13 protein-coding genes and 2 pseudogenes are annotated in these 23,389 nt (G+C 60.4%); 13 read left to right on the top strand and 2 right to left on the bottom strand.

Features of this window, described 5'->3' with window-relative positions; genetic code table 11:
• Positions 1 to 41 precede the first annotated feature (41 nt).
• Positions 42 to 1,091, bottom strand: a complete 1,050-nt coding sequence (fni, locus tag E0D86_RS08715) for a type 2 isopentenyl-diphosphate Delta-isomerase (RefSeq protein ID WP_131649613.1) — start codon at positions 1,089 to 1,091, stop codon at positions 42 to 44.
• 115 nt (positions 1,092 to 1,206) lie between these two features.
• Between fni and E0D86_RS08710 the strand changes: the two genes are divergently transcribed.
• The 11 genes from E0D86_RS08710 (at position 1,207) to E0D86_RS08660 (ending at position 20,461) form a co-directional block, all read left to right on the top strand.
• Complete coding sequence (locus E0D86_RS08710) at positions 1,207 to 2,109, top strand: polyprenyl synthetase family protein (RefSeq protein WP_131649612.1); 903 nt, start codon at positions 1,207 to 1,209, stop codon at positions 2,107 to 2,109.
• Between the two features lie 118 nt (positions 2,110 to 2,227).
• The gene (locus E0D86_RS08705) at positions 2,228 to 4,030 is read left to right on the top strand and encodes an acyl-CoA dehydrogenase (protein WP_131649611.1); all 1,803 of its coding nucleotides are present in this window, start codon (positions 2,228 to 2,230) and stop codon (positions 4,028 to 4,030) included.
• A 234-nt stretch (positions 4,031 to 4,264) separates the two neighbouring features.
• The gene (locus tag E0D86_RS08700) at positions 4,265 to 6,010 is read left to right on the top strand and encodes a potassium/proton antiporter (protein WP_131649610.1); all 1,746 of its coding nucleotides are present in this window, start codon (positions 4,265 to 4,267) and stop codon (positions 6,008 to 6,010) included.
• A gap of 109 nt (positions 6,011 to 6,119) precedes the next feature.
• Entirely contained in the window at positions 6,120 to 9,410 is a 3,291-nt protein-coding gene (mscK, locus tag E0D86_RS08695) for a mechanosensitive channel MscK (protein ID WP_131649609.1), read from the top strand.
• An 84-nt stretch (positions 9,411 to 9,494) separates the two neighbouring features.
• Positions 9,495 to 10,955: a protein adenylyltransferase SelO gene (gene selO, locus E0D86_RS08690; protein ID WP_131649608.1), complete on the top strand. Its 1,461-nt coding sequence runs from the start codon at positions 9,495 to 9,497 to the stop codon at positions 10,953 to 10,955.
• A gap of 281 nt (positions 10,956 to 11,236) precedes the next feature.
• A complete protein-coding gene (locus E0D86_RS08685) occupies positions 11,237 to 11,755 on the top strand; it encodes an Hcp family type VI secretion system effector (RefSeq protein ID WP_131649607.1) in 519 nt (172 codons plus the stop codon).
• 192 nt (positions 11,756 to 11,947) lie between these two features.
• A complete protein-coding gene (tssI, locus tag E0D86_RS08680) occupies positions 11,948 to 14,059 on the top strand; it encodes a type VI secretion system tip protein TssI/VgrG (RefSeq protein WP_131649606.1) in 2,112 nt (703 codons plus the stop codon).
• Entirely contained in the window at positions 14,049 to 14,942 is an 894-nt protein-coding gene (locus E0D86_RS08675; protein WP_131649605.1) for a DUF4123 domain-containing protein, read from the top strand. The genes tssI and E0D86_RS08675 overlap by 11 nt, the downstream gene beginning before the upstream one ends.
• On the top strand, positions 14,939 to 18,256 hold the full coding sequence (locus E0D86_RS08670; RefSeq protein WP_131649604.1) for a toxin VasX: 3,318 nt from the start codon (positions 14,939 to 14,941) through the stop codon (positions 18,254 to 18,256). The genes E0D86_RS08675 and E0D86_RS08670 overlap by 4 nt, the downstream gene beginning before the upstream one ends.
• Before the next feature lie 17 nt (positions 18,257 to 18,273).
• On the top strand, positions 18,274 to 19,374 hold the full coding sequence (locus E0D86_RS08665) for a DUF6708 domain-containing protein (protein ID WP_256681166.1): 1,101 nt from the start codon (positions 18,274 to 18,276) through the stop codon (positions 19,372 to 19,374).
• 7 nt (positions 19,375 to 19,381) lie between these two features.
• On the top strand, positions 19,382 to 20,461 hold the full coding sequence (locus tag E0D86_RS08660; protein WP_256681165.1) for a DUF6708 domain-containing protein: 1,080 nt from the start codon (positions 19,382 to 19,384) through the stop codon (positions 20,459 to 20,461).
• Positions 20,462 to 20,512: 51 nt separating this feature from the next.
• Here E0D86_RS08660 and E0D86_RS08655 read toward each other — a convergent pair.
• A pseudogene (locus E0D86_RS08655) lies at positions 20,513 to 20,715 on the bottom strand (UTRA domain-containing protein); the annotation flags it as partial.
• A 220-nt stretch (positions 20,716 to 20,935) separates the two neighbouring features.
• Between E0D86_RS08655 and E0D86_RS21570 the strand changes: the two are divergent.
• Positions 20,936 to 21,207 (top strand): annotated as a pseudogene (locus E0D86_RS21570) (transposase); the annotation flags it as partial.
• A 303-nt stretch (positions 21,208 to 21,510) separates the two neighbouring features.
• Positions 21,511 to 23,382 carry a di-heme-cytochrome C peroxidase gene (locus tag E0D86_RS08645; RefSeq protein WP_131649602.1) on the top strand — a complete coding sequence of 624 codons (1,872 nt, stop codon included), beginning with the start codon at positions 21,511 to 21,513 and terminating at the stop codon, positions 23,380 to 23,382.
• The last annotated feature ends 7 nt before the right edge of the window (positions 23,383 to 23,389 follow it).

Raw genomic sequence — 23,389 nt, 5'->3', positions numbered from 1 at the left:
CGCACCTTGCCGGCTGCGAGTGGCCGATCGCTGCGTTCGCATCAGGCGCTAGACGGATCGAAGGCTGGCAACAGCGGCGCCTGCAATAAAGCCGCAAGGTCAGCCGAACCGGTGCAAAAGCAGGCGATGCGCAGCTGCTGGATGAGAACCTGAAAATGCTCGACGACCGCTTGTGGCCCGAGCAGCGCTGCGTCCAGCACGCCGGCTGCCTGGCCAACCAGATCAGCACCGAGGCGAATCGCCTTGGCCACATCAATGCCGTCACGAATGCCGCCCGACGCGATCAGATGCGCATCCGGACAGGCTCGACGCACCGACGCGATAGCCTGTGCGCTGGGAATTCCCCAACCGGCAAACGCCTGGGCTATGGCGCGCTGTTGTGGATCCAGGGTGCGTTCGGCCTCAACCGCAGCCCAGCTGGTGCCGCCCGCACCGGCTACATCAATGACCGACACGCCTGCATCGAGCAATCGCTGCGCCACGCTCGGAGAAATCCCAGCGCCCACTTCCTTGGCCACCAGCGGAACCGTAAGCCGCGCTGCCAGTGCCTGGATCGCGCTCAACACGCCGCGCCAGTTCCGGTCACCACCCATCTGTACCGCTTCCTGCAATGGATTGAGATGAATGATCAGCGCGTCCGCTTCGATCATCTCCACCGCACGCTGCGCCTCGTCCAACCCATAGCCGGCCACCAGCTGCGCAGCGCCGAAATTCGCCAGCAGCGGAATGGACGGTGCCAGCTGCCTCAATTGCCGCGTCAGCCCTTGATCCGCTCCGGTTTCCAGCGCAATGCGCTGCGAACCGACTGCCAGTGCGATGCCCAGCGCCTCGGCAGCTTCGGCCAGATTACGGTTGATTTGCGCGGCTCGCGCTGCGCCACCGGTCATTGAGCTGATCAGCAAGGGCGCTGCAAGATCGCGTCCAAAAAGCGAACTGCGGATATCGATGTCGTTCAGACACAACTCAGGCATAGCGCAGTGCTCGAATCTTAGTGCGGCGAAGCCGGTATCCGCCTTGGAGCAGGCGCGGCGCGGATCTAGAACGATATCCAGGTGTTCGTTTTTGCGTTCCGCGAAAAGATCTTTGCTCATGCAACCGCCTCGCTCGTGACCTTATGTTGACGGACGTGGTCATTAAAAGTGCCAAAACCTGTACAACCAAATCATATTTGTCTAAGTATTCCGAAGAACAATATAGGAGGTCGTCATGGCCACCGTTATGCCCAACTCGCAATTCGACCTCGAGCGAACGCTCAGCGCATTGCGTGCACAGGTCAACGACCGGCTGGCTATATGGCTGCCTCATTGCCCGCTTGAAGACGCCATCGGCACCGCAATGCGTGCCGGCAGCCTGGCGCCGGGCAAACGCATTCGTCCATTGCTGCTGCTTCTGGCTCTCAAGGATCTGCAACATGAAGGATCAGTGGAGTCAGCGCTCGATCTCGGCTGCGCCCTGGAAATGGTGCATGCCGCCTCGCTGTTTCTGGACGACATGCCCTGCATGGATAACGCCGAGCTGCGCCGAGGCCAGCCGACCATCCACAGGCAGTTCGGCGAGGACGTCGCTGTCCTCGGCTCGGTGGCGCTGCTCAGCCAGGCCTTCGGCATAGCAGCCTCTGTCGAAGGCATCGATCCTGCGACACGCAACCGGCTGGTTCGCTTGCTCGCGACGGCGACCGGCGCGCAGGGGCTGGTTCGCGGGCAGTACCACGATCTGAGAGAAGGTTTGCGAAACCGACCGCTCGAAGCCATCGCTCATAGCAATCGACTGAAAACCTGCCCGTTGTTTACCGCTGCGGTGGAATTCGCAGCCCTGCTGGGAGGCGCCAGCGACAGCTGTACACGGCATCTGAACGGTTTCGCCACGGAGCTCGGCATGGCGTTCCAACTGCTCGATGATTTGGCCGACGGGCTTAGCCCGCAGCACAGCGGCAAGGATGCCGGTAAAGATCACGGCAAGAGCACAATGGTCACGCTGCTCGGACCAGAAGTGGCCCGACAGCATGTCGAAAGGCACCTGACCCGCGCGGGTCAGCACCTGATCGATGCCGATATTGGCGATGGCTATCTAGCGCGGCTGCTGGACTATATCGACGTCTGGCCACGCTGAAGCGACATCCGCAAGCCCCGCCACAGACCGCTGTGTCGTTTCATCACTCGAATGTATGGTGCTAGGCAGCCATCTCGCCGTCTCCTTAGACTCCGGCCCATAAAACGGAGGACACCCCATGCCCGAGATGCTGCTTTGCCCACGCAACCTCGCCTTCGAGCTCTACGAAGTGCTCGACGCCGAAGCGCTGACCCGACGCGAACGCTTCGCCGACCACAGCCGCGAGACCTTCGACGCCGCCGTGGGTACCGCCCGCCAGATCGCGGAAAAGTATTTCGCCCCGCACAACCGCAAATCGGACGAAAACGAGCCGCTCTATCAGAACGGCGAGGCAGTGTTGATTCCCGAGGTCAAACCGGCGGTGAATGCCTTCATCGAGGCCGGCTTCCACAATGCCCAGCGCAGCTTCGAAGATAGCGGCATGCAGTTACCGAACCTGCTGTCACGGGCCTGCTTCGCGCATTTCCAGTCCGCCAACATCGCCACCAGTTCCTACCCAATGCTGACCATGGGCGCGGCGCATCTGATCGAAACCTTCGGCAGCGACGAGCAGAAGCGGCGCTTTCTGCAGCCGATGATCGAGGGTCGTTTCTTCGGCACCATGGCGCTCACCGAGCCGCATGCTGGCTCGTCACTGTCGGATATCCGCACCCGCGCCGAACCGGCCGGCGACGGCACCTATCGCCTGAAGGGCAACAAGATATTCATCTCCGGCGGCGATCACCCGCTGTCTGAGAACATCGTGCACATGGTGCTGGCCAAACTGCCGGACGCCCCGGCCGGGGTGAAGGGCATCAGCCTGTTCATCGTGCCGAAGTTTCTGGTCAACGACGATGGCAGCCTCGGCCCGCGCAACGACGTGCTGCTTGCCGGGTTGTTCCACAAGATGGGCTGGCGCGGCACCACCAGCACAGCGCTGAACTTTGGGGATAACGGCAACTGCGTCGGCTATCTAGTGGGCGAGCCGCACAAAGGTCTCGCCTACATGTTCCAGATGATGAACGAGGCGCGCATCGGCGTTGGCATGGGCGCCATCATGCTCGGCTATGCCGGCTATCTGTACTCATTGAATTACGCCCGCGAACGACCGCAGGGCCGACTGCCGGGCGGCAAGGACCCCGCCTCGACGCAGGTGCCGATCATCGAGCACACCGACGTCAAACGCATGCTGCTGACGCAGAAAGCCTACGTCGAGGGCGCCTTCGATCTGGGCCTGTATGCCGCGCGGCTGGTGGACGACGAACACACCGCCGAAAGTGAGGAAGAACGGCGCAACGCCGCCGAGCTGCTCGACCTGCTCACCCCCATCGTCAAATCCTGGCCGTCGGAGTTCTGCCTGAAGGCCAATGAACTGGCGATTCAGATCCTCGGCGGCCACGGCTATACCCGCGAGTATCCGGTCGAACAGTACTACCGCGATAATCGTCTGAATCCGATTCATGAAGGCACCCACGGCATTCAGTCTCTGGATCTGCTGGGCCGCAAGCTGATGCAGAACAAGGGCGCCGGCCTGCGCCAGTTGCTCGGGCTGATCCAGAACTGCTGCGCACGCGCCGCCGAATATCCATCGCTGGAGCCGTTGATCGAACCGTTGCAACAGCTGGTTGCGCGCCTGACAGCGGTAACCCAGGCACTGCTGGGCGACCTGATAGCCGGCAAGGTCAATCTGGCGCTGGCCAACTCCGCGCTGTACCTGAAGGTCTTCGGTCACACCGTGATCGGCTGGCGCTGGTTGGAGCAGGCGATTCACGCCGAACAGGGGCTTGCGGCAGGCAATCCGTCCGACGTCGACTTCTACAAAGGCAAGCTGCAGGCCGCACGCTACTTCCTGATTTGGGAAGTGCCGGGTTGCCAGCACGAGCTGAGCCTGCTGGACGCGCGCGACGATACCTGCCTGGCGATGAACGACAGCTGGTTCTAGGTCGATTACCGTTACCGGCGCACCGCACTGGGCGGTGTCGCCGAAGCTCTAGCGACCATTCCGATAAACCGAGACAGAGCCTCAAAGCCAGCCGCCACCATCACGGAACGCTCGATGAATGCCTCTTAGCACAAGGGGCATTTTTTTTGACAGCCCGTCAAATCATCGGGTTAGAATCGCTGGCATGTCCCGTGCATAAACTGCCGGGAAACTCGCTTTTCTCGGAGACCACACTTGGACGTCGGCAACATCAACCACCTTTTTTTCGTCGGTGCCCTGTTGGTTGCTGCCAGTATCCTGATGAGCTCTTTGTCCGCGCGCCTGGGCGTGCCGATCCTGGTCATCGTCCTCGGTGTCGGCATGCTGGCTGGAGTCGATGGTATCGGCGGCATCGTCTTTGAGGACTACCGGCTCGCCTTCATCATCAGCAACCTGGCACTCGCGGTGATTCTGCTCGACGGCGGCATGCGAACCCGCAAGGCCACCTTTCGCGTCGCGCTCTGGCCGTCGATGTCGCTGGCCACGCTCGGGGTGGCGATCACCGCCGGCCTGACGGGCGTAGCGGCCGCCTGGCTGTTCGACCTGCGCCTGATCGAGGGCCTGTTGATCGGCGCCATCGTCGGCTCCACAGATGCTGCGGTGGTGTTCAACCTGCTCAACGGCAAAGGCCTCAACGAACGCGTCGGGCCGACACTGGAAATCGAATCGGGCACCAACGACCCGATGGCGATGTTCCTCACCGTAACCCTGATCGGAATGATCGCGTCGGGGCAAACCTCATTCAGCTGGACCGTTCTGGTCAGCCTGATCCAACAGTTCGGCATCGGCATTCTGCTTGGCCTGACCGGTGGTTGGCTGTTGCAGCAGCTGATCAACCGCCTCTCCGTAGCCGATGGCCTTTATCCACTGCTCGCGGTCAGTGGCGGCATCATGATTTACGCCTTATCCGGCGCGGCGGGCGGCAGCGGGATCATGGCGGTATACGTCTGCGGTTTGCTGCTGGGCAACCGTCCGATTCGCAACCGCTACGGCATTCTGCATATGTTCGACGGCTTGGCCTGGCTCAGCCAGATCGGTATGTTCCTCGTACTCGGCCTGCTGTTGACACCCAGCGAACTGCTGCCCATCGCCGTTCCCGCCCTGCTGCTGTCGCTGTGGATGATCCTGTTCGCTCGGCCGCTCTCGGTGTTCATCGGCCTGCTGCCGTTCAAGAGCTTCAACCTGCGCGAGCGGATGTTCATTTCCTGGATCGGCCTGCGCGGCGCGGTGCCGGTCATTCTAGCCGTATTCCCGCTGGTCGCCGGCCTGGACAATGCGCAGCTGTTCTTCAATGTGGCGTTTTTCATCGTGCTGGTCTCGCTGCTGTTGCAGGGCACCACGCTCGGCTGGGCGGCCAAGAAGGCCAAGGTCGAGGTTCCGCCTTCACCATCGCCGATTTCACGTACCGGTCTGCAAGTCCACCCCACCAGCCAGTGGGAGCTTTTCATCTATCGTCTGAGCGCCAGCAAATGGTGTGTCGGCGCGGCCCTGCGCGAACTGAAGATGCCCGAAGGGACGCGGATTGCCGCGCTGTTCCGTGGCAGGGCGCTGCTGCACCCGTCCGGCAGTACGCGCCTGCAGGTCGATGACATCCTTTGCGTCATCGGCCATGAAGAAGATCTGCCGGCACTCGGCAAACTGTTCAGCCAAGCGCCGCAACGGGGCCGCGACATGCGGTTCTTCGGTGACTTCATTCTCGAAAGCGAAGCCGAAATGGGCGCTCTCGCTGCGCTGTATGGCTTGAAGCTGGGTGATGTCGATGAGCATCAACAGATAGGCCGCTTCATTACCGAGCGCGTCGGCGGCAAACCGGTCATTGGCGACTATATCGAGTGGAGCGGCCTGACCTGGACCATTGCCGCCATGGAACAGGGGGAAGTCCGCAAGGTCGGACTGAGGTTCCCGGAAGGCGAAAAACCAGGCCCGTCGCTGCAGTTCTGACGAGGCGCCTGGGTCGCGGTCAGGATGGCGGGACGTTCCGATCTATGGACTCGCCGCGGCCATCCGCAGCCCTTAGACTCCGCGCTCGTTCTTCATTTCGATAGTACCCATGGCCTCATTGCGTAACTTGCTGCTGGCGACACTGCTCCTTATCGCCCCGCCCCTTCTCCACGCCGCCCCGACCATCCCAGGGCTTACGGGCAATCAGAGCGCCGGGGAAGAGGCGAAACCCGCGCAACCGAGCAACGATGAACGCGCCAGCCGGTTCGCCGACCAGGCGAGCCAGGCGCAGCAGCGGCTGACCGAACTCAAGGCCGAGCTCGCCGGCGCGCCAAAGGAAATTGCCGAGGCGCAACGTGAGCTGAGCAAGCTCAAGGGCAGCGACACCAGCGAACTGGCGTCGAAGCTGGCCAAGCAGAGCGTCCCCGAACTCGAACAGCGACTGAGCGAACGAGTTGACGAACTCTCGGCCTGGCAAACGGCCCTGACGTCGGCCAATAGCATGATCATCAGCGCGCAGACGCGTCCGGAGCGTGCCCAGGCCGATATCAGCAAATTTCAGACGCGCATCGACGAAATCAACAACCTCCTCAAGACGGGCCGTGAGAGCGGCAAACCCCTGTCCGACGAGCGTCGCGAGCTGCTCAACGCAGAGAAATCGGCGCTCAATGCGCAGATCGAATTACGTCGCAACGAGCTGGCCAGTAACAGCCTGCTGCAGGACTTGGGCATTGCCCGCCGCGACCTGCTGTCCGAGCGCATCGCGCGCGCCGAACAGGAAACCATGGCGCTGCAGACGGCAATCAACAACAAACGCCGTGAGGAATCGGAGCAGACCGTCGCCGAATTCTCGCTAAAGGCCGAGAAAGCCGGCTCGGACAAACTGTTACCGGCCGAGAGCGCGGAGAACCGCAAACTTTCGGGTTATCTGCTACGCGCCACCGAGCGTCTCAACGACCTGACCCAGGAAAATCTGCAGACTCGCCAGCAGCTCGATACGCTCAATCAGGCCGATCAGGCGCTGGAAGAGCAGATCGCCGTGCTCGAAGGCAGCCTGTTGCTGTCGAAGGTTCTCTACCAGCAAAAGCAGGCGCTGCCACAGCTGAGCCTGAACAAGAACCTGGCGGATGAAATCGCCGATATCCGCCTTTATCAATTCGAGCTGAATCAGCGTCGCGAGCTCAGCGGTAACGTCGAGGCGTATGTCGAGCAACAGCTCGCCAGCCAGCCTCCCGACGAGGTAACGCCGGAGCTGCGCAGCGCGCTGCTGGAGCTCGTGCGCACCCGTGGCGAGCTGCTCGATCGACTCAACCACGTGCTCAATGCGCTGCTGAGTGAGTCGATCACACTGCAGCTGAATCAGCGCCAGCTTCAAACCAAGGCCCAGGCGCTGAGCGAAACGCTGGACGAGCAGATGTTCTGGATCCCGAGCAATAAGCCGCTGGATCTGGACTGGTTCAAGAACATACCGACCCTGCTCGATCGCCAGTTGCGTGCGATGCCCTGGGGGTCCGCGTTCGACGCGCTCGGCGCCGGACTGGTGGAGCGGCCACTGTTCTTCGTGCCACTGCTGCTGGTGATCGGCGCGCTGCTGTGGCGCCGCAATGTCATAAACGCCAAGCTCGACTCGCTCAGTGCGGACATCGGCCATTTCCGCAACGACAGTCAGTTGCATACACCGCTGGCGCTGATGCTGAACCTTCTATTGGCGCTGCCCGGTGCGCTGTTTCTGGCGCTGTGTGGGTACTTGCTACAGATGGACGGGCGCGGTCAGAACATCAGCCTCGGCGCCGCTTTCTATCAGATGGCGCAGGCCTGGCTCGTGTTCTACAGCGCCTATCGCATGCTCTCGCCCAACCGTGTTGCCGAAACGCATTTCGGTTGGTTCCAGCCGCAGGTAGCCTTCCTGCGCAACGAAATCCGCCGGCTGGGGCTAGTGGTCATGGCGCTGGTGGCGGTCGTGGCGATCGCCGAGCATCAGCCGGGAAGCCTGGTGGATGACGTGATCGGCATCGTGGTCGTCATCACCTGCTACGCACTGATGAGCTGGAGACTGACACGCCTGCTGCTCAAAGGCCCATCGAGCCAGAACGCACCGCCGGTTCGCCGCTTCATAGGCCTGCTGTTCAGCATGCTGCCATTGGCGCTGATCGTGGTGGTGGGCCTGGGGTACTACTACACCGCGTTGAAATTGACCGGCCGGCTGATCGACACGCTCTATCTCTTGCTGGCCTGGGTCGTTATCGAGGCAGCGCTGATCCGTGGTCTTACGGTGGCTGCGCGGCGTCTGGCATACAAGCGCGCGGTCGCCAGGCGAGAAGCGAATCCCGATGAAACGACCACGCCCCACGAAGACGCCGCCGAGCCCGGTCTGGCGATCGACCAGGTCAACCAACAATCCCTGCGCCTGACCCGGCTGGCCATGTTCGGCCTGTTCTTCGTCGTGCTGTACTGGGTCTGGGCCGACCTTATCAGCGTGGTGTCGTATCTCGATAACGTCACCCTGTATGAATTCACCAGCGGCAGCGGTGAGACCGCCACTACCTCGGCCATCACGCTCAACAATCTAATCGGCGCACTGGCCACGGTGGTCATAACCATCGCGCTGGCGCGAAATCTGCCAGGGCTTCTCGAGGTCCTGGTGCTGTCCCGAATGCGCCTCGCGCAGGGCAGCGCCTACGCCACCGGCACCTTGCTTTCATACACGTTGGTCGGCATCGGCATCGTCACGACGCTTTCGACGCTTGGCGTGAGCTGGGACAAGCTGCAATGGCTGGTCGCTGCCTTGTCGGTGGGGCTGGGTTTCGGCCTGCAGGAGATCTTTGCCAACTTCGTTTCGGGCCTGATCATTCTGTTCGAAAAGCCGGTCCGCATCGGCGACGTGGTGACCATCGGCAACCTGTCCGGGACCGTCAGCCGCATCCGAATTCGGGCGACGACCATCACCGATTTCGACAACAAGGAAATCATCGTCCCGAACAAGACCTTCGTGACCGACCAGCTGGTCAACTGGTCGCTCAACGACACCGTCACCCGGGTCACCATTCGCATCGGCGTACAGTTCGGTTCCGATCTGGAGGTGGTTCGCAGCCTGTTGTTCCAGGCGGCTCGAGAAAATCCTCGCGTACTCAAGGAGCCCGAGCCGCAGGTGTTCTTCCTCAACTTCGGCGAGAGCCGGCTGGAGCATGAGCTGCGCCTGCATGTGCGCGACCTCGCCGACCGCAACCCGGTAATCGACGAGATAAACCGCTGGCTCGACCAGGAATTCCGCACGCGCGGAATCGTTATCGCCTTCCGGCAGCTAGATGTACACCTAAAGAACCCGCCGCCAGCGCTGGAAATCCGGCGGGTCGATAAGGACGAAAATCTCATCGACACACCTGCCAGCGGTCAGCCCTGAGGAACACCCCGACAGACGCGACCTCCAAAATTCAAATGCGCTCGCCCGGCGGGCGCTATCTTTCAAGACAGCGCCGGAGCCAACGTGAAAACCCTCACCGAGCTGCATTTCGATAACCGCTTCGCCCGACTCGGCGACTTATTCTCCACCAAGGTGACGCCCCAGCCCCTGGTCGAACCGCGCCTGGTGGTGGCCAGCGAGGCAGCAATGAGGCTGCTCGATCTCGACCCAGCGGTGGCGGACGATCCGCTGTTCACCGAATTGTTCTCCGGCCACAAGCTCTGGAGCACCGCCGAGCCGCGAGCGATGGTCTATTCCGGTCATCAATTCGGCAGCTACAACCCGCAGCTAGGCGACGGTCGCGGCTTATTGCTGGGCGAGTTGGTCAACGATGCCGGCGAGCAGTGGGACATGCATCTCAAGGGCGCCGGCCTCACGCCTTACTCGCGTATGGGCGATGGTCGCGCCGTACTGCGCTCCTCGATCCGCGAATTTCTCGCCAGCGAGCATCTTCATGCCTTGGGCATTCCCAGCTCACGCGCGCTGTGCGTGACCGGCTCGGATACGCCGGTCTATCGCGAGCGCCAGGAGCGCGGCGCGATGCTGCTGCGCCTGGCGCCCAGCCATGTACGCTTCGGCCATTTCGAATTTTTCTATTACACCAAGCAGCACGACGAACTGAAGCAGCTGCTCGATCACGTCGTCGAATCTCACTTCGCCGATTGCCTGGAACATCCAGAGCCCTACCACTCCTTCTTCCGCGAGGTGCTGCAGCGCACCGCCGAGCTGATCGCCCGTTGGCAGGCCTATGGCTTCTGTCATGGCGTGATGAATACCGACAACATGTCGATCTTGGGCATCACCTTCGATTTCGGTCCCTACGCTTTTCTCGACGACTTCGATGCGCGCTTCATCTGCAACCATTCCGACCACACCGGCCGTTATTCCTACGAGAATCAGGTGCCCATCGCGCACTGGAATCTCGCCGCGCTGGCCCAAGCGCTGACGCCGTTCATCGCCATCGAGCAGCTACGCGAGACGATGGATCTGTTCCTGCCGATCTACGAAGCTGCCTGGCTCGACCTGATGCGCCTGCGGCTGGGCCTGCAGACCGCTGACGACAGCGACAAAGAGCTGGTGCAGCGCCTGCTGCAGCTGATGCAGAGCAGTGCCATCGACTACACAAACTTCTTCCGCGAACTCGGCGAGAGCCCAGCGGAACAGGCCTTGGCTCGCCTGCGTGAGGACTTCATCGATATCAAATCGTTCGACGAGTGGGCTGCAAGCTATCGCAAGCGCACCGAAAGCGAGGATGGCGAACAGCAGGCGCGGCGGACGCGCATGCAAGCCGTCAATCCCAAGTACATCCTGCGCAACTACTTGGCCCAGCAGGCAATCGACGCTGCCGAGGCCGGCGACTACGGTCCGGTGCGCGAGCTGCATGCGGTGCTCAGCCGTCCTTTCGAGGAGCAACCGGGCATGGAACGCTACGCCGAGCGCCCACCGGAATGGGGCAAGCATCTCGAAATCAGCTGTTCGTCGTGAGCCATGGCGTTGCGCAATATGCTGCGCAGAATTTCGCTCGCCACCCTACTCCCCTCCACCTCGCAGCCCGTAAACGCTGGGCTGGCGCGCATCTGTGCCAAACCTTGCACAGCGCTGGCAGGAAGTTGCTCAACTTAATGTGCGCCGTCCCGCAGATCAGACCGTGCGTATCCATTGAGATATCGTAACTCTCTGATATTTAAATATTTTTTATAACTGGCATGCACCTTGTACCTCTCTGATTGCCATTCCGGCATTCAACAAAGGCAAGGAGAGCGTTCATGCCAACACCCGCGTATCTGTCCCTCGAAGGCACTAAGCAAGGCCTGATCACCGCAGGCACTTTCACCGAGGACTCGGTCGGCAACATCTTCCAGGAAGGACACGAAGACCAGATTCTGGTGCAGGCCTTTCAGCACCAAGTCATCATTCCGCGCGATCCGCAGTCCGGTCAACCCACCGGCCAGCGCGTGCATAAGCCGCTGATGATCACCAAGGTGTTCGACAAATCGTCGCCACTGATCTTCAACGCCCTGACCTCAGGCGAGCGTCTGAACAAGTGCCGGCTGGAGTGGTACCGCACGTCCGCCACCGGTACCCAAGAGCATTACTACACCATCGAACTGGAAGACGCGGTGATCGTCGACGTGCAGTCGCGCATGCCCAACTGCCAAGACCCGAACATGTCCCATTTCACCCATCTGGAAGACGTGTACTTCACCTACCGCAAAATCGTCTGGACCCACGAAGTCTCCGGCACTTCCGGCTCCGATGACTGGCGCACCCCGATCGCCGGTTAAGGCAATCGCGGCAAGACAGGCTTCGGTCGGGCGCACCCCGGCTGAAGCCTTTTTGCGAAACAGTAGCGGAAAATCGGACCGCGGCGTCGCAATGCGCGACTCAGCGCACCGCAACGCCGCCGACGCGTGGTACATCAAGTCCCCCGCATGCGCCCTGGCGCACACCCATGGACGGATCCAGGAGGAACACGGATGTTCGCCCCCGCCAACCAGACTCATTTTTCCCTGCACATCGAAGGCATCGAACATGACCTTCAGGTTCTCGAATTCCGTGGCAGCGAAGCCATCAGCCGCCCCTATCGCTTCGACCTGGAGCTGGTCAGCGAGCGTCCCGACCTGGATCTGGAAAGCCTGTTGCAGAAATCCGCGTTTCTGGCATTCACAGCGGATGGCGCCGGTATTCACGGCCTGCTCCACCGAGCCGCACGGGGCGAATCCGGCAAACGCCTGACTCGCTATCGGTTGGTCATCGTTCCGAAGCTCGCCTATCTGGCGCACCGGACCAACCAGCGCATCTTTCAGCATCTGTCGGTCCCGCAGATCATCGCTCTGGTGCTGGAAGAGCACGGCATTCTCGCCGGCGACGGTCACCGCTTCGACCTTGGCCCAGTGATTTACCCTGAGCGTGACTACTGCGTTCAGTACGACGAAACCGACCTGCATTTCATCCAGCGTCTGTGTGAGGAAGAAGGCATTCACTACCACTTCCGGCACAGCGAAGCCGGCCACATGCTGGTATTCGGCGATGACCAGACGGTGTTCCCCAAACTTGCACCAGTCGCTTACCAGCAGGACAGCGGGCTGGTTGCCGACGCGCCAGTCGTCAAGCGCTTCGGTGTACGCATCGAGACCCGCACCGGCCGCGTCACCCGCCGCGATTACGACTTCGAGAAGCCCCGCCTCACGCTGGAAGCCGGCGTTCGAAGCGACGCCCAGCCGGACCTGGAGGATTACGACTATCCCGGCCGCTTCGCCAATCGCGAGCGCGGCAAGCTGCTGTCCCAGCGAGCCTTGGAACGGCACCGTCACGACTTCGAACTGGCCGAAGGCGAAAGCGATCAGCCGCTGATGGTCAGCGGTCACTTCCTCCCGCTCAGCGAGCACCCACGTAGTGACTGGAATCAGCTGTGGCTGATCACCGAAGTACTTCATGAGGGCAAGCAACCGCAGGTACTGGAGGAGTCAGTTACCGACGCGTCACGCCCGCACGCACCCCAGCCCTCTCCCCTTGGGGGTGAGGGGCTAGGGAGCATTACCCAACGTTTCGGAGCAGACGCCTTCACCCAAGGCTACCGCAACCACTTCACCGCCACGCGTTGGGCTGTCCCCTTCCGCCCGGAGCTCAAGCATCCCAAGTCCCGCATTCTCGGCAGCCAGAGCGCAGTCGTCACCGGCCCTGCCGGCGAAGAAATCCACTGCGACGATTACGGGCGCGTAAAGGTCCAGTTTCAATGGGACCGCGAGGGCCAAGCCAACGACAAGACGAGCTGCTGGCTGCGCGTCGCCAGCAGCTGGGCCGGAGACCGCTACGGCGGCATTGCCATCCCCCGTGTCGGCATGGAAGTGCTGGTCACCTTTCTCGAAGGCGACCCCGACCAGCCGCTGATCACCGGCTGCCTGTACCACAAGGAAAACGCCGCTCCCTACGACCTACCGGCGAACAAGACCCGCAGCCTGTTCAAAACCCTCAGCTCGCCAGGTGGCGACGGATACAACGAACTGCGCATCGAGGATCGCAAGGGACAGGAGCAAATCTACATCCACGCCCAGCGCGACTGGGACCAGAACATCAGGCACGACCAGAAAATCCGCGTCGGCCACGAACGCCACGACACCGTCGAAGCCAACAGCTACAGCGAATTCCGAGCCGAAGAACACCGCACCACCCACGGCGACCGCCGCAGCGAAGTCAAAGCCAACGACCACCTGACCGCTGGCAACAACCAGCACGTGAAAATCGGCACCGGGCAGTTCGTCGAGGCGGGTCAGGAAATTCATCTTTCCAGCGGCCTGAAAGTCGTTCTCCAAGCCGGCAGCGAACTCACCTTCAAAGCCGCCGGTAGCTTTATCAAACTCGATGCGAGCGGCATCACGATGGTTGGGCCTTTGATCAGAATGAACTCGGGCGGGAGTCCGGGGAAAGGCACGGGTGCGGCGCCGGTGCTGCCGGGCAAGGTAAAGGCGGCGGATGCGGATAGGGCGGGGCAGTTGTTGATCCAGGCGCAGAAGCAGGCGCTGCAACGCAAGCAACCGCTCTGCGTCATCTGCGAAGCAGCAAAGCTGGAGGCCGCAGATGCCGGCTAACGATCTGCGCCAGCTGCCAGTAGAGTTGCCCTGGGACGTCCCCGCATATCTGCTACTGGACGGCGTCAGCGTCGACAACTTGGCGCAACGCCTTTATCAATGGTCCGATTCGCCTGACTTCGACGTGTTGTACTTGGACACACCGTGGGCCGAGCTGGCCGATATATCCCCCAGTCTGGTTCGTCTGAGTGGGCAGCAGGACCCGGCACTTGTCGCTTTTGTTGAAAACAGTCATGACGAATGGGGTTATCTACTATTCAGTCACGCGAGCCGGGATGAGGTGCTAAGCCACTTGCGCTGGCTGGTCAGAGTTCGTCACGCGCAGGGCGAAGATATGCTGCTGCGCCTGGCCGATCCCGCGGTCGTTCATGCGTTATTCGGGCAGTCTGTGCGGGACAATGACGCAACGCTATTCGGCCCGATCGGGCGACTAGTTGCCGCCGACCGAATCCAAGCTTGCTGGTATCAGTATCAATGCCCCGGATCGACGAAAGTCGCTACCCCCCATGATCGCCCCTACCAACTATCAGAATTCCAACTGGAGATGCTCGGAGAAATGGGTTTTCGCGGCGTCCTCATCCGGCTTGACGAACACCTGCGCGATTATTTTCCGAATTACCAGTCTGCATTGAGCCCGCCTGAGCGTTGGCAATACCTACGTGAGCTGGCTGAGCGGGCCTACGCCCAAGGCTTCCAAAGCGAACACGAGATAACTCTCTATGCCAATATTTTCGGCTTGCTCGGCGAAGACGCTCTGCAGACCCATACAGATATCGCCGAGCTGCTGGGCCAGGCCTCGCCACTAACGCCTTCCCAGCGCATCGAACAGGCTGCGGATCTGGCCTATGCCCGCGCCCGGCCAGTGGAAAGGACTTCCCTGTGACCAACAAGAACCCCAATCACGCCGACAAGGCCAAAAATGACGCCAAGAGTGCAATTGGTGCTTGCCCACTAATGAAAAACAAGGTGCAGCTACTGCCCCTGCGTTACGGTCTGGTCGAACGGCTCGATCCCTCAGCTCAGCTCAGCCTGCCTTACGAGCTCAAATCGCGGCCACTGGGTATTCGACTGATCCGCGATGGCTGGTTGTATGTCACCGTCGGCAAGCAGTCTAAAGCCATTCTGCATGAGTACCGCATTGCCAAGGGCGTGATTACCCAACTGCTGTGGAACAAGGCCGAGGTCACTGCCGACAAACGAGAAACGAGCGTCGGCGAAGCCCAGCTGATTTTCTTCCGTAATGAACCGCTGCATGTGGCCTACTCCGAAGTGCAGTGGACTGCCGCAAAATGCGCTCAGGTGCTCAAGAGCCCCAAAGAGCGCCATTACTTTATGCAGGCCATTGATCTCAGCCGGGTTGATTGTGAGAAAGGTGCCGCCGACCTTTTGACCACTCACCAAGCCAACAAATGGCTGGCCGAAGTGGCGGAAAAGCCCGCCACAACAAGCGCAGGTCAAGATGTGCAGCCTGAAGAGGTAAAGGATTACGCGTGGGAGCAACCTTCGCTGTACCAGCCAACCCAGCTAGGCATGCTGAAGAAAAGCCTGAACCCTCAGTACGAAAATGATCACCTCTACCTGGTGGTGCGTGACGACATTGGTGTGCTGCGTGACCTGGCCAGCCACCAAGATCTGGCTGCCGGCTGGATCATCGACTGGAGCAATGCCGAAACAACCCAGAAGAAGTATGTGATTGGCTGCTACATCGAGTCGCTGTACCGCCTGAATGGGCAACACATGCTCAGCGCAGCTAAGCAGGATCCGCGCTTCGCCAAGCTTGAAGAGGAAACCGGTCCGGCTCAGTGTCAGAGCATCAGTGACTACATCAACGTCAAGCATCAGGCCCAATGGCATGGCCCTGGTACGCACAGTGGCGCCATCAGTGCTTCACGTATGCGCATGCGCCAGAGCCTCGGCGCGTCCCTCTATGCGAAGTACGAGGACTTTATCGAGAGCCTCGATGAGAATGCCGAAGATGCCCTGGACGGCGCAAAGTGGGGGCAGCAAGGCATAAGCGACCTGACTGATCGCCCCGGTATGGAGGCGTTTCTCAAACAGCAGCGCGCCCAGCTCAAGCGCTGGAACGAGCGACTTGACCTGATCAGCGAAGACCGCATTGCCATGGTTGCGGCAGAACGTTTCCATCGCGCGGCCTGGTACTTCGACCCACAGTCGAGCGCGCAGATAGAGCTAGCGCTCGCCACTGAATACGCCTGCCTGAAAGATATCTGCCGTACCGACAAAGCCACCGATGCCTTGGCAGCGCTGCTGGATAAATACCCGCAACTGAGCTTGCCGGGCTTTTACACTCTGAGTCATACCGACCAGATTGATATGCAGACCAAGCTCTCCAGCATGATCAAAGGCATGCGTGATACGGCTATGGCTGGCAATGACTACAGCGGCGCACATGAGCTTAGCGTCCAGTTCACTGGCTTGGTCCAGCAACAATTGCCGAGTGTTTTCCACCTCAGCGAAACGGGCATTACCCTCAATCAGTTGCGTAATACCGCCTACGAGCCGGCCAAACAACTGAGACTGGCCGCGGCCATGGACGGGGCGATGCAAGGGCTGCGCAACGCAGCCCCGCTGGACCCCGGCAAAGTGCTGCGTGCCCTGCCAGGGGCAGCATGGCTGGATGTACTGCGGGCCTTCGGCCAAGGTGGCATCACCCTGGAGTTCGCGTCGGCCAGCCAGATTCAGGCGTTTGAGACCGATACCCGTAAGCTGGCCGAGCTGCGCAGCACGCTTACCGCGCTGAAACATCAGATCAGACAAACCCTCGCCTTTGAGCGCCGGGGCCGGCTGCCCCAAGGTAGCCACCGCAGCCTGCTGGCAGAGCGCAAAGCCCTGCAAGCAAGCCTGCTGCCGTTAGAAAGCCGCGTGGCCAGCGCCCTCAGCCCGGTGGGCGAAGGGCCGAGCAAAGCCGGCGTTAAGATCAAGGGCCTTAACAGCACCCAGGTCGCCGAGTTTCAGCGCATGGCGGAAGACTTTCGTCTAAAGCGGCCATTTAAGGGGTTAGGCGAGAACGTGTTCCGTTCGGTCGGGGCGGATATATTTGCTTCGGCCGTGGCGGTTTGGCAGATACGCAATTTTGTAGTGGTGAGTGCTGAGTTTCAGCGTAAAGCAGATAGTAACTGGGTAGACCGTGTCGCCCTTGCAAATGCATTTTTCTCAATGATGGCGGGAGTAGCAGCTGCCGCTCAGGGCATTGCGGTAACCAGCCTTTCGGTGGCAGTGAATAATTATGTCAGTGTCCCCGGTAAAATCAGCATGGCCGCCCGGCTGGGCAAGCTGACCGCCAGCTTTGGTATACCCGCGTATGTATTTAGCGTGTTCGCTGCATCCACCAGCTTGAAGAGCAGTATCGACAAATTTAACGAAGGGCTACGCCGGGGCGATGCGGGCATGCTGGCGGGTGCCGGCATGGCCGGCGTGGGCGATGCCGGGCAAGTGGGTATTAACGGCTGGGCCTCTTACAGGTCTGCTGGCATTGTAATTGGGGTGCTAAAAGACAACCAGCAAGCCCGCGCAGCCGCCTGGGCTGTAGCCGGTGGCCGCCTGGTCAGCATCGCTGCGCGGGCCAACCTGATTGGTTTGGCCCTGACCGGCCTGCAACTGGGCGGCGAGTGGATTTACAACCGCAATAACCTGAGCCAACTCGATGACTGGCTGCAACAGGGCCCCTGGGGCCTGCGTGACGCTCAGCGCCCCTTGGCGGCCGAGCACCTGCGCCTGGCCACCATCACCGCTGCGCCAAAGGCGGCGTTACAACCCGACAAGGCCGCCGGGCTGTTTATCCTGCAGGTGCCCGGTGTTATCACCGCTGAGCTGGATGACAGTGGCATCAGCCTGGCCGCCTACTGGCTGAGTAATCACCAGCGTAATGACTGGCAACCCTGGACCGAGCCGCTGCTCTATCAATTCAAATTACTCAGTAAACTGCACGAGCCGCTGCTGCTGGGTCTGGAGATCTACCCCCAAGAGGCGAATGCCCAACATGGCCTGGCCATCGAGCTGCGTTACCCGCCGTTGACAGGCAGCAACGCGGTACACACAAAACGCTTTGAAAGCCTGACCCTGCTTGCCCAGCAAGGCAAACCCATGGCCGAAGTCGCCTTGCTGCGTGTACGCACCGCCAATGCTCCCAGCCTGCCGCTTACGCTGGATACCCTCGACCAACCTGCCACCAGCTAAAGGACCCAATTGCTCTCATGGCCAAAGCCCCCGCAGACCCCGACTTCGACCTGAAGAACCAGCGACCCAGTGCGGGAGAAGTGCGCAGCTTCGCCACCGGCCAAGCGCTGTTTCTTGCCCCCCTGCCGCTGCCCACCGGCCATGCACCGATGGACCAGGGTGGTAGTTTTTTGGAGGTTAACGACACTTACATCGATGTAGGGCAAAGCAACTTCAATAAAGCGTTCCAGGCCCAACTGATGATTTGGGGAGTAATGTGCGCTCTGATTGCATGTTTGATTGTGCTTCCATTAGTTGAATTGGCCATGTTTTTTGGTGACCCTCACGAACGGACGTTTATGACTCATGTAATGAGCATGCTTGAAGGCCTCCGTTTTTATTCGCAACTGGCCTTACTAGGCGGCGGCTTCTTTGCAATTTTGGGTGCCACCGCCGTCATCCGCACCACCCTGCAAAAAGCCCGCACACGGCCCATGCGCTTTAACCGCCAGCGCCGCGAGGTCTGCTATTTCCCCTGCGGTTCGGACGAGCCGATCATTCAGCCGTGGGAAGAGCTGGTGGCCTGGGTTTCGGTCAGCACCGGCACCACGGGCGAGGGCATTATAAGTACCTATACCCTGGGTATGGCCCTTGATAACCCGAAAACCGACAAGACCCACTTCCTCAACCAGGGCGTACTGACCCCGGCCCACGGCCTATCCAAGTGGGAGGCCATTCGCGTGTATATGGAAAAAGGCCCGGCCTTTTGCCCCGGCAAAGCCCCCTACGAGGGCCGCCACACTTTTGATGAAAAGCGCGAATCTATGCGCGAGGATTACCGTGAGGGCGACTGTTCAGCCTTCGGCGTGGCGTTTTGGTACGTGCGCAATGTCGTTACCTGGTGGCGCTTCCCTTACTGGGTCGCCGAGTGGGACCACCGCTACAGCATGAAACCCATGCCCGCCAGCATTGAGCAATGGTCTCAACCCTTGCCGCCAGCGCAATGGGCCAAACCCAGCAGCGCGCTGCTGGCGCAAACCGCTGAAATTGAAAAAGCCTTCGCCAGGGGGCAGAGCTTCATGGACTACTGCAAGACAACCCTCGATGAACCGACGCGCGCGCAGCCCGAGCACAGCTGACTCCACTATGGCCAAAGCCCCTGCAGACCTTGAAGTCTACCTGAAAAACCAGCGACCCAGTGCGGGAGAAATGCGCAGCTTCGCCACAGGCCAAGCTTGGTTTCTGGCCCCCCTGCCGCTGCCCACCGGCCATGCACCGATGGACCTGGGCGGTAGTTTTCTGGAGGTTAACGACACCTACCTCGATGTGGGGCAAAGCAACTTCAACAAAGCCTTTCAGGCCCAACTGATGATTTGGGGGCTAATGAGTGTTCTGATTATGAGTTTTCTTGTTGTCCCGCTGTCGGCGGCAACTATGCGAGCTTTCAGCATTTATCAACTAGATTTCTGGCAGGTTTTCGGGGAAGGCCTTGAATTTATTGCAACAGAGTTAGGGCTAATAATTTTGTTTATAGCCGTTTTGTGTGTGTTTCCAGTCATTCGCACCACCCTGCAAAAAGCCCGCACCCGGCCCATGCGCTTTAACCGCCAGCGCCGCGAGGTGTGCTATTTCCCAAGCGGTTCGGACGAGCCGATCATCCAGCCGTGGGAAGAACTGGTGGCCTGGGTGTCGGTCAGTACCGGCACCACGGGCGAGGGCATCATGAGTACCTATACCTTGGGTATGGCCCTCGACAACCCGAAAACCGACAAGACCCACTTCCTCAACCAGGGCGTGCTGACCCCAGCCCACGGCCTGTCCAAATGGGAAGCCATTCGCGTGTATATGGAAAAAGGCCCGGCCTTTTGCCCCGGCAAAGCCCCCTACGAGGGCCGCTATACTTTTGATGAAAAGCGCGAATCCATGCGCGAGGCCTACCGTGAGGGCGACTGCTCAGCCTTCGGCGTGGCGTTTTGGTACGTGCGCAATGTCGTCACCTGGTGGCGCTTCCCATACTGGGTCGCCGAGTGGGACCACCGCTACAGCATGAAACCCATGCCCGCCAGCATTGAACAATGGTCGCAACCCTTGCCGCCCGCCCAATGGGCCAAACCCAGCAGCGCGCTGCTGGCGCAAACCGCCGAAATCGAAAAAGCCTTCGCCAAGGGCCAAAGCTTTATGGACTACTTCAACAGCACGCTGGGCGAAGCCGCGAGCGTAGCCTAGGCCCAGCAATAACCCGCGAGGAAAATGGCCAGCGACGCCGGCCAGCCCCCGCTACTCCGGCACCTCCACGCTCACATGTATCGCATCATGCCGCCAGTACTCCACATCGCAGTCGATAATGCGCTCGCCTTGATCGCGGTTGAGGCGAATGATGCGCAGGGCTGGGCTGCCGGGGGCGATGCGTAGGGTTGAGGCGGCTCGGAGTGTAAGGCTGTGGGGACCATGTCGAAGCGGACGCGGCCGTAGTGGATGCCAGGCAGGTGTCGGCCCTACGCCAACTCGACCCGCAGCGCTTGATCATCGATATCTTTGCCGAGGCGCAACGAAGCCCCTCCGCTGCCCGTACGGGCTGATGCTGGGCACCCGCGATGGCCCAAACGATGGGCATACACAAGGTAGGGCGGGTGAACGAGCCCTCTGAAACACCAGACACCGTTTCCCCTTACCATAAGGGATAGGCAAACGGTCGGGTTTATGACTATCAGCAAAGACAGACATATCGAAGTGCATGGCCAAGAGCGGCGTCGCCGTTGGAGCGTCGAGGAAAAGCTCACCATAGTTCGCGAGAGCCTGAGGCCGGGCAAAGCGTTTCCGTCGTGGCTCGACGCAACGGCACCAACCCCAACCAGTTATTTCATCGGCGCAAGCTTTATCAGGAACGGCAACTTGTCGGTGGTCAGTGCCGGTGAGGCTGTGGTAAGGCTTCGGAGATGGCCGATGCGATGAAGCAGATCCGCGAGCGGCAATGCGCCGTAGCGTCGCCTAGCAGAGACCTGAAATTTTTCAGCCCTTTCAAGACTTTCCGTGGAGATGCGGTAGAACCCTTCGGAGAAAATTGAACCATTAAACGCTGGCAAGCCTGAACCAGCGCTCAGAAACCGCCCGGCTGCGAAGGCCCAGCCGGATGACGTACTCCTTATCAGATCGAAACCAGCAAGCTCTATATTTCACACCCAAACATAGGAACGTTACGGGCGGCCTGGCATATTGCCATTAAGCCAAGGGATTGGCATAAAGCGTGACTGTCTTGACTACATGGATGTTCACCCATGCAACTGCTCCGCCGCCCCCTGCTCGGGCTTTTATTGCTAGTAGCCTTGTTCGCGGGCATTGGCGCGTATTTTGTTGCCTACCCCAACCTGCCCGCTTACCAACAGCCCGAGCAGCTTCACTATCTCAACCAGTGGAGCGAGGCAGATCGGCAGACCTTTTACTACACGCCGCAAGGCACACAAGTTAGGGGCTTAAGGTACGAATGGTTCCAAGCGCTTGAAAAGCCATTCGGACGAGGAAAGCTCGCCGCGCCGGACTATCTGGCCAGGTTCGGTTTTCTTGTGGACCCGCAGCAGCAACCCTCCCCACACAATCCGGCCAACCTTCCCGTTGGCTTTGCGCGACACGAAGACAGCGAAACCGGCTTTGCCTATCTCGATATAAGTTGTGCCGCGTGCCATACGGGCGAGCTGCGCCACCGCGGCCAAGCCGTACGCATCGATGGCGGGGCGGCACTGCACTCGCTTGCCTCGACGGTACCCACATTGCGAGGCGGAGCGTTCGGCCAGGCTCTGGGAATGAGCATGGCCGCAACCTACTACAACCCGCTCAAATTCAAACGGTTCGCGCTGGAAGTTCTAGGCGACAACTACGCACGCGACCGAGAGCAGCTGCGGGTCGATTTCAAGCGGGTGCTGGATCGGCTGCTCAGCACAGCCTTCAACGATTGGCATAGAGGCCTCTACCCAACCGAAGAGGGCTTCGGCCGTACCGATGCATTCGGGCGAATCGCCAATACTGTGTTTGGTGATGCCATTGATGCGGATAACTATCGGGTCGCCAACGCACCGGTCAGCTATCCGCAGGTATGGGATATATGGAAGTTCGACTGGGTTCAGTGGAACGGTTCAGCCATGCAGCCAATGGCGCGCAATATTGGCGAGGCATTAGGCGTGGGCGCGCCACTGCGCCTGCTGCACGAAGATGGCAGCCCCATACCGCTCGCCGAACGCTACCCATCGAGCGTTCGCGTGCGCGACCTCGATAGGCTGGAGCAGACGCTTAAACGCCTGGAGCCGCCGCGCTGGCCCGAAGAGGTGTTGGGCAAGGTTGATATCGAAAAGGCCAGTCTCGGCCGAGCACTGTTCGAGGAAAATTGCGCCTATTGCCACGCAGCCGCTCCCAAGCCCGTGGGCGAGCGCTTTGCTGCAAGCAGGGACCCTGAATGGCGTATGCGAATCGTACCAACCGACGTCATCGGCACCGACCCCACCACCGCCGACAATATTGCTGACCATCGCTTCGATGTCAGCCAATTAGGCTGGACGCAGGACGAGCTGAAAGCACTAGATGTCAGGCTCTTTGGCGCCTCGTCAGGGGAAGTGGACCTACAAAAGATATCCAGTGCAAAAGGGCTGGCTTACATCACGGCCTATGTCGAACAGCGCGCATACCGTGACGCCGGTATTCATCCGGACGAGCGCGCGAGCATGGACGGGTTCGGACTACCTATCGGCGTCCAGGAGATACGCGGTTATAAAGCCCGCCCCCTCCATGGTATCTGGGCCACACCGCCTTTTCTGCATAACGGTTCGGTCGCGAACCTGTTCGAATTGTTGTCGCCAGTGGCCGAACGGCAGGACCAGTTTTGGGTGGGTACCTTCGAATACGACACCAAGCGCCTCGGTTTTGAAACCGGTGCTTTTCCCGGTGGCTTCCTGCTCGACACCTCGATTACCGGAAACAGCAACCGTGGGCATGAGTTTCGCGCTGGCTGTCGCGAACAGGGCGTCATAGGACGCGCCCTGCTACCTCATGAGCGCTGGGCTCTGATCGAGTATTTGAAAGTGCTGGGCGACGATCGACTCGAGCCGCGACTGCAAGATTTGCCAGCCAAACCATGGGCACCGGGCCCCAACTGCGGGTAACGCCACG

Origin of the sequence: Pseudomonas sp. IC_126 (assembly GCF_004331835.1) — a bacterium.
Taxonomy (GTDB): Bacteria; Pseudomonadota; Gammaproteobacteria; order Pseudomonadales; family Pseudomonadaceae; genus Stutzerimonas.
Note: the sequence above shows the minus strand (reverse complement) of the source record. Positions and strands in the feature narration are given on the sequence as shown.

Excerpts from the sequence above, each read along its gene's own strand:
- fni (WP_131649613.1), bottom strand. The coding sequence starts at position 1,091 with ATGAGCAAAGATCTTTTCGCGGAACGCAAAAACGAACACCTGGATATC.
- E0D86_RS08710 (WP_131649612.1), top strand. The coding sequence starts at position 1,207 with ATGGCCACCGTTATGCCCAACTCGCAATTCGACCTCGAGCGAACGCTC.
- E0D86_RS08705 (WP_131649611.1), top strand. The coding sequence starts at position 2,228 with ATGCCCGAGATGCTGCTTTGCCCACGCAACCTCGCCTTCGAGCTCTAC.
- mscK (WP_131649609.1), top strand. The coding sequence starts at position 6,120 with ATGGCCTCATTGCGTAACTTGCTGCTGGCGACACTGCTCCTTATCGCC.
- E0D86_RS08685 (WP_131649607.1), top strand. The coding sequence starts at position 11,237 with ATGCCAACACCCGCGTATCTGTCCCTCGAAGGCACTAAGCAAGGCCTG.
- tssI (WP_131649606.1), top strand. The coding sequence starts at position 11,948 with ATGTTCGCCCCCGCCAACCAGACTCATTTTTCCCTGCACATCGAAGGC.
- E0D86_RS08675 (WP_131649605.1), top strand. The coding sequence starts at position 14,049 with ATGCCGGCTAACGATCTGCGCCAGCTGCCAGTAGAGTTGCCCTGGGAC.
- E0D86_RS08665 (WP_256681166.1), top strand. The coding sequence starts at position 18,274 with ATGGCCAAAGCCCCCGCAGACCCCGACTTCGACCTGAAGAACCAGCGA.
- E0D86_RS08660 (WP_256681165.1), top strand. The coding sequence starts at position 19,382 with ATGGCCAAAGCCCCTGCAGACCTTGAAGTCTACCTGAAAAACCAGCGA.
- E0D86_RS08645 (WP_131649602.1), top strand. The coding sequence starts at position 21,511 with ATGCAACTGCTCCGCCGCCCCCTGCTCGGGCTTTTATTGCTAGTAGCC.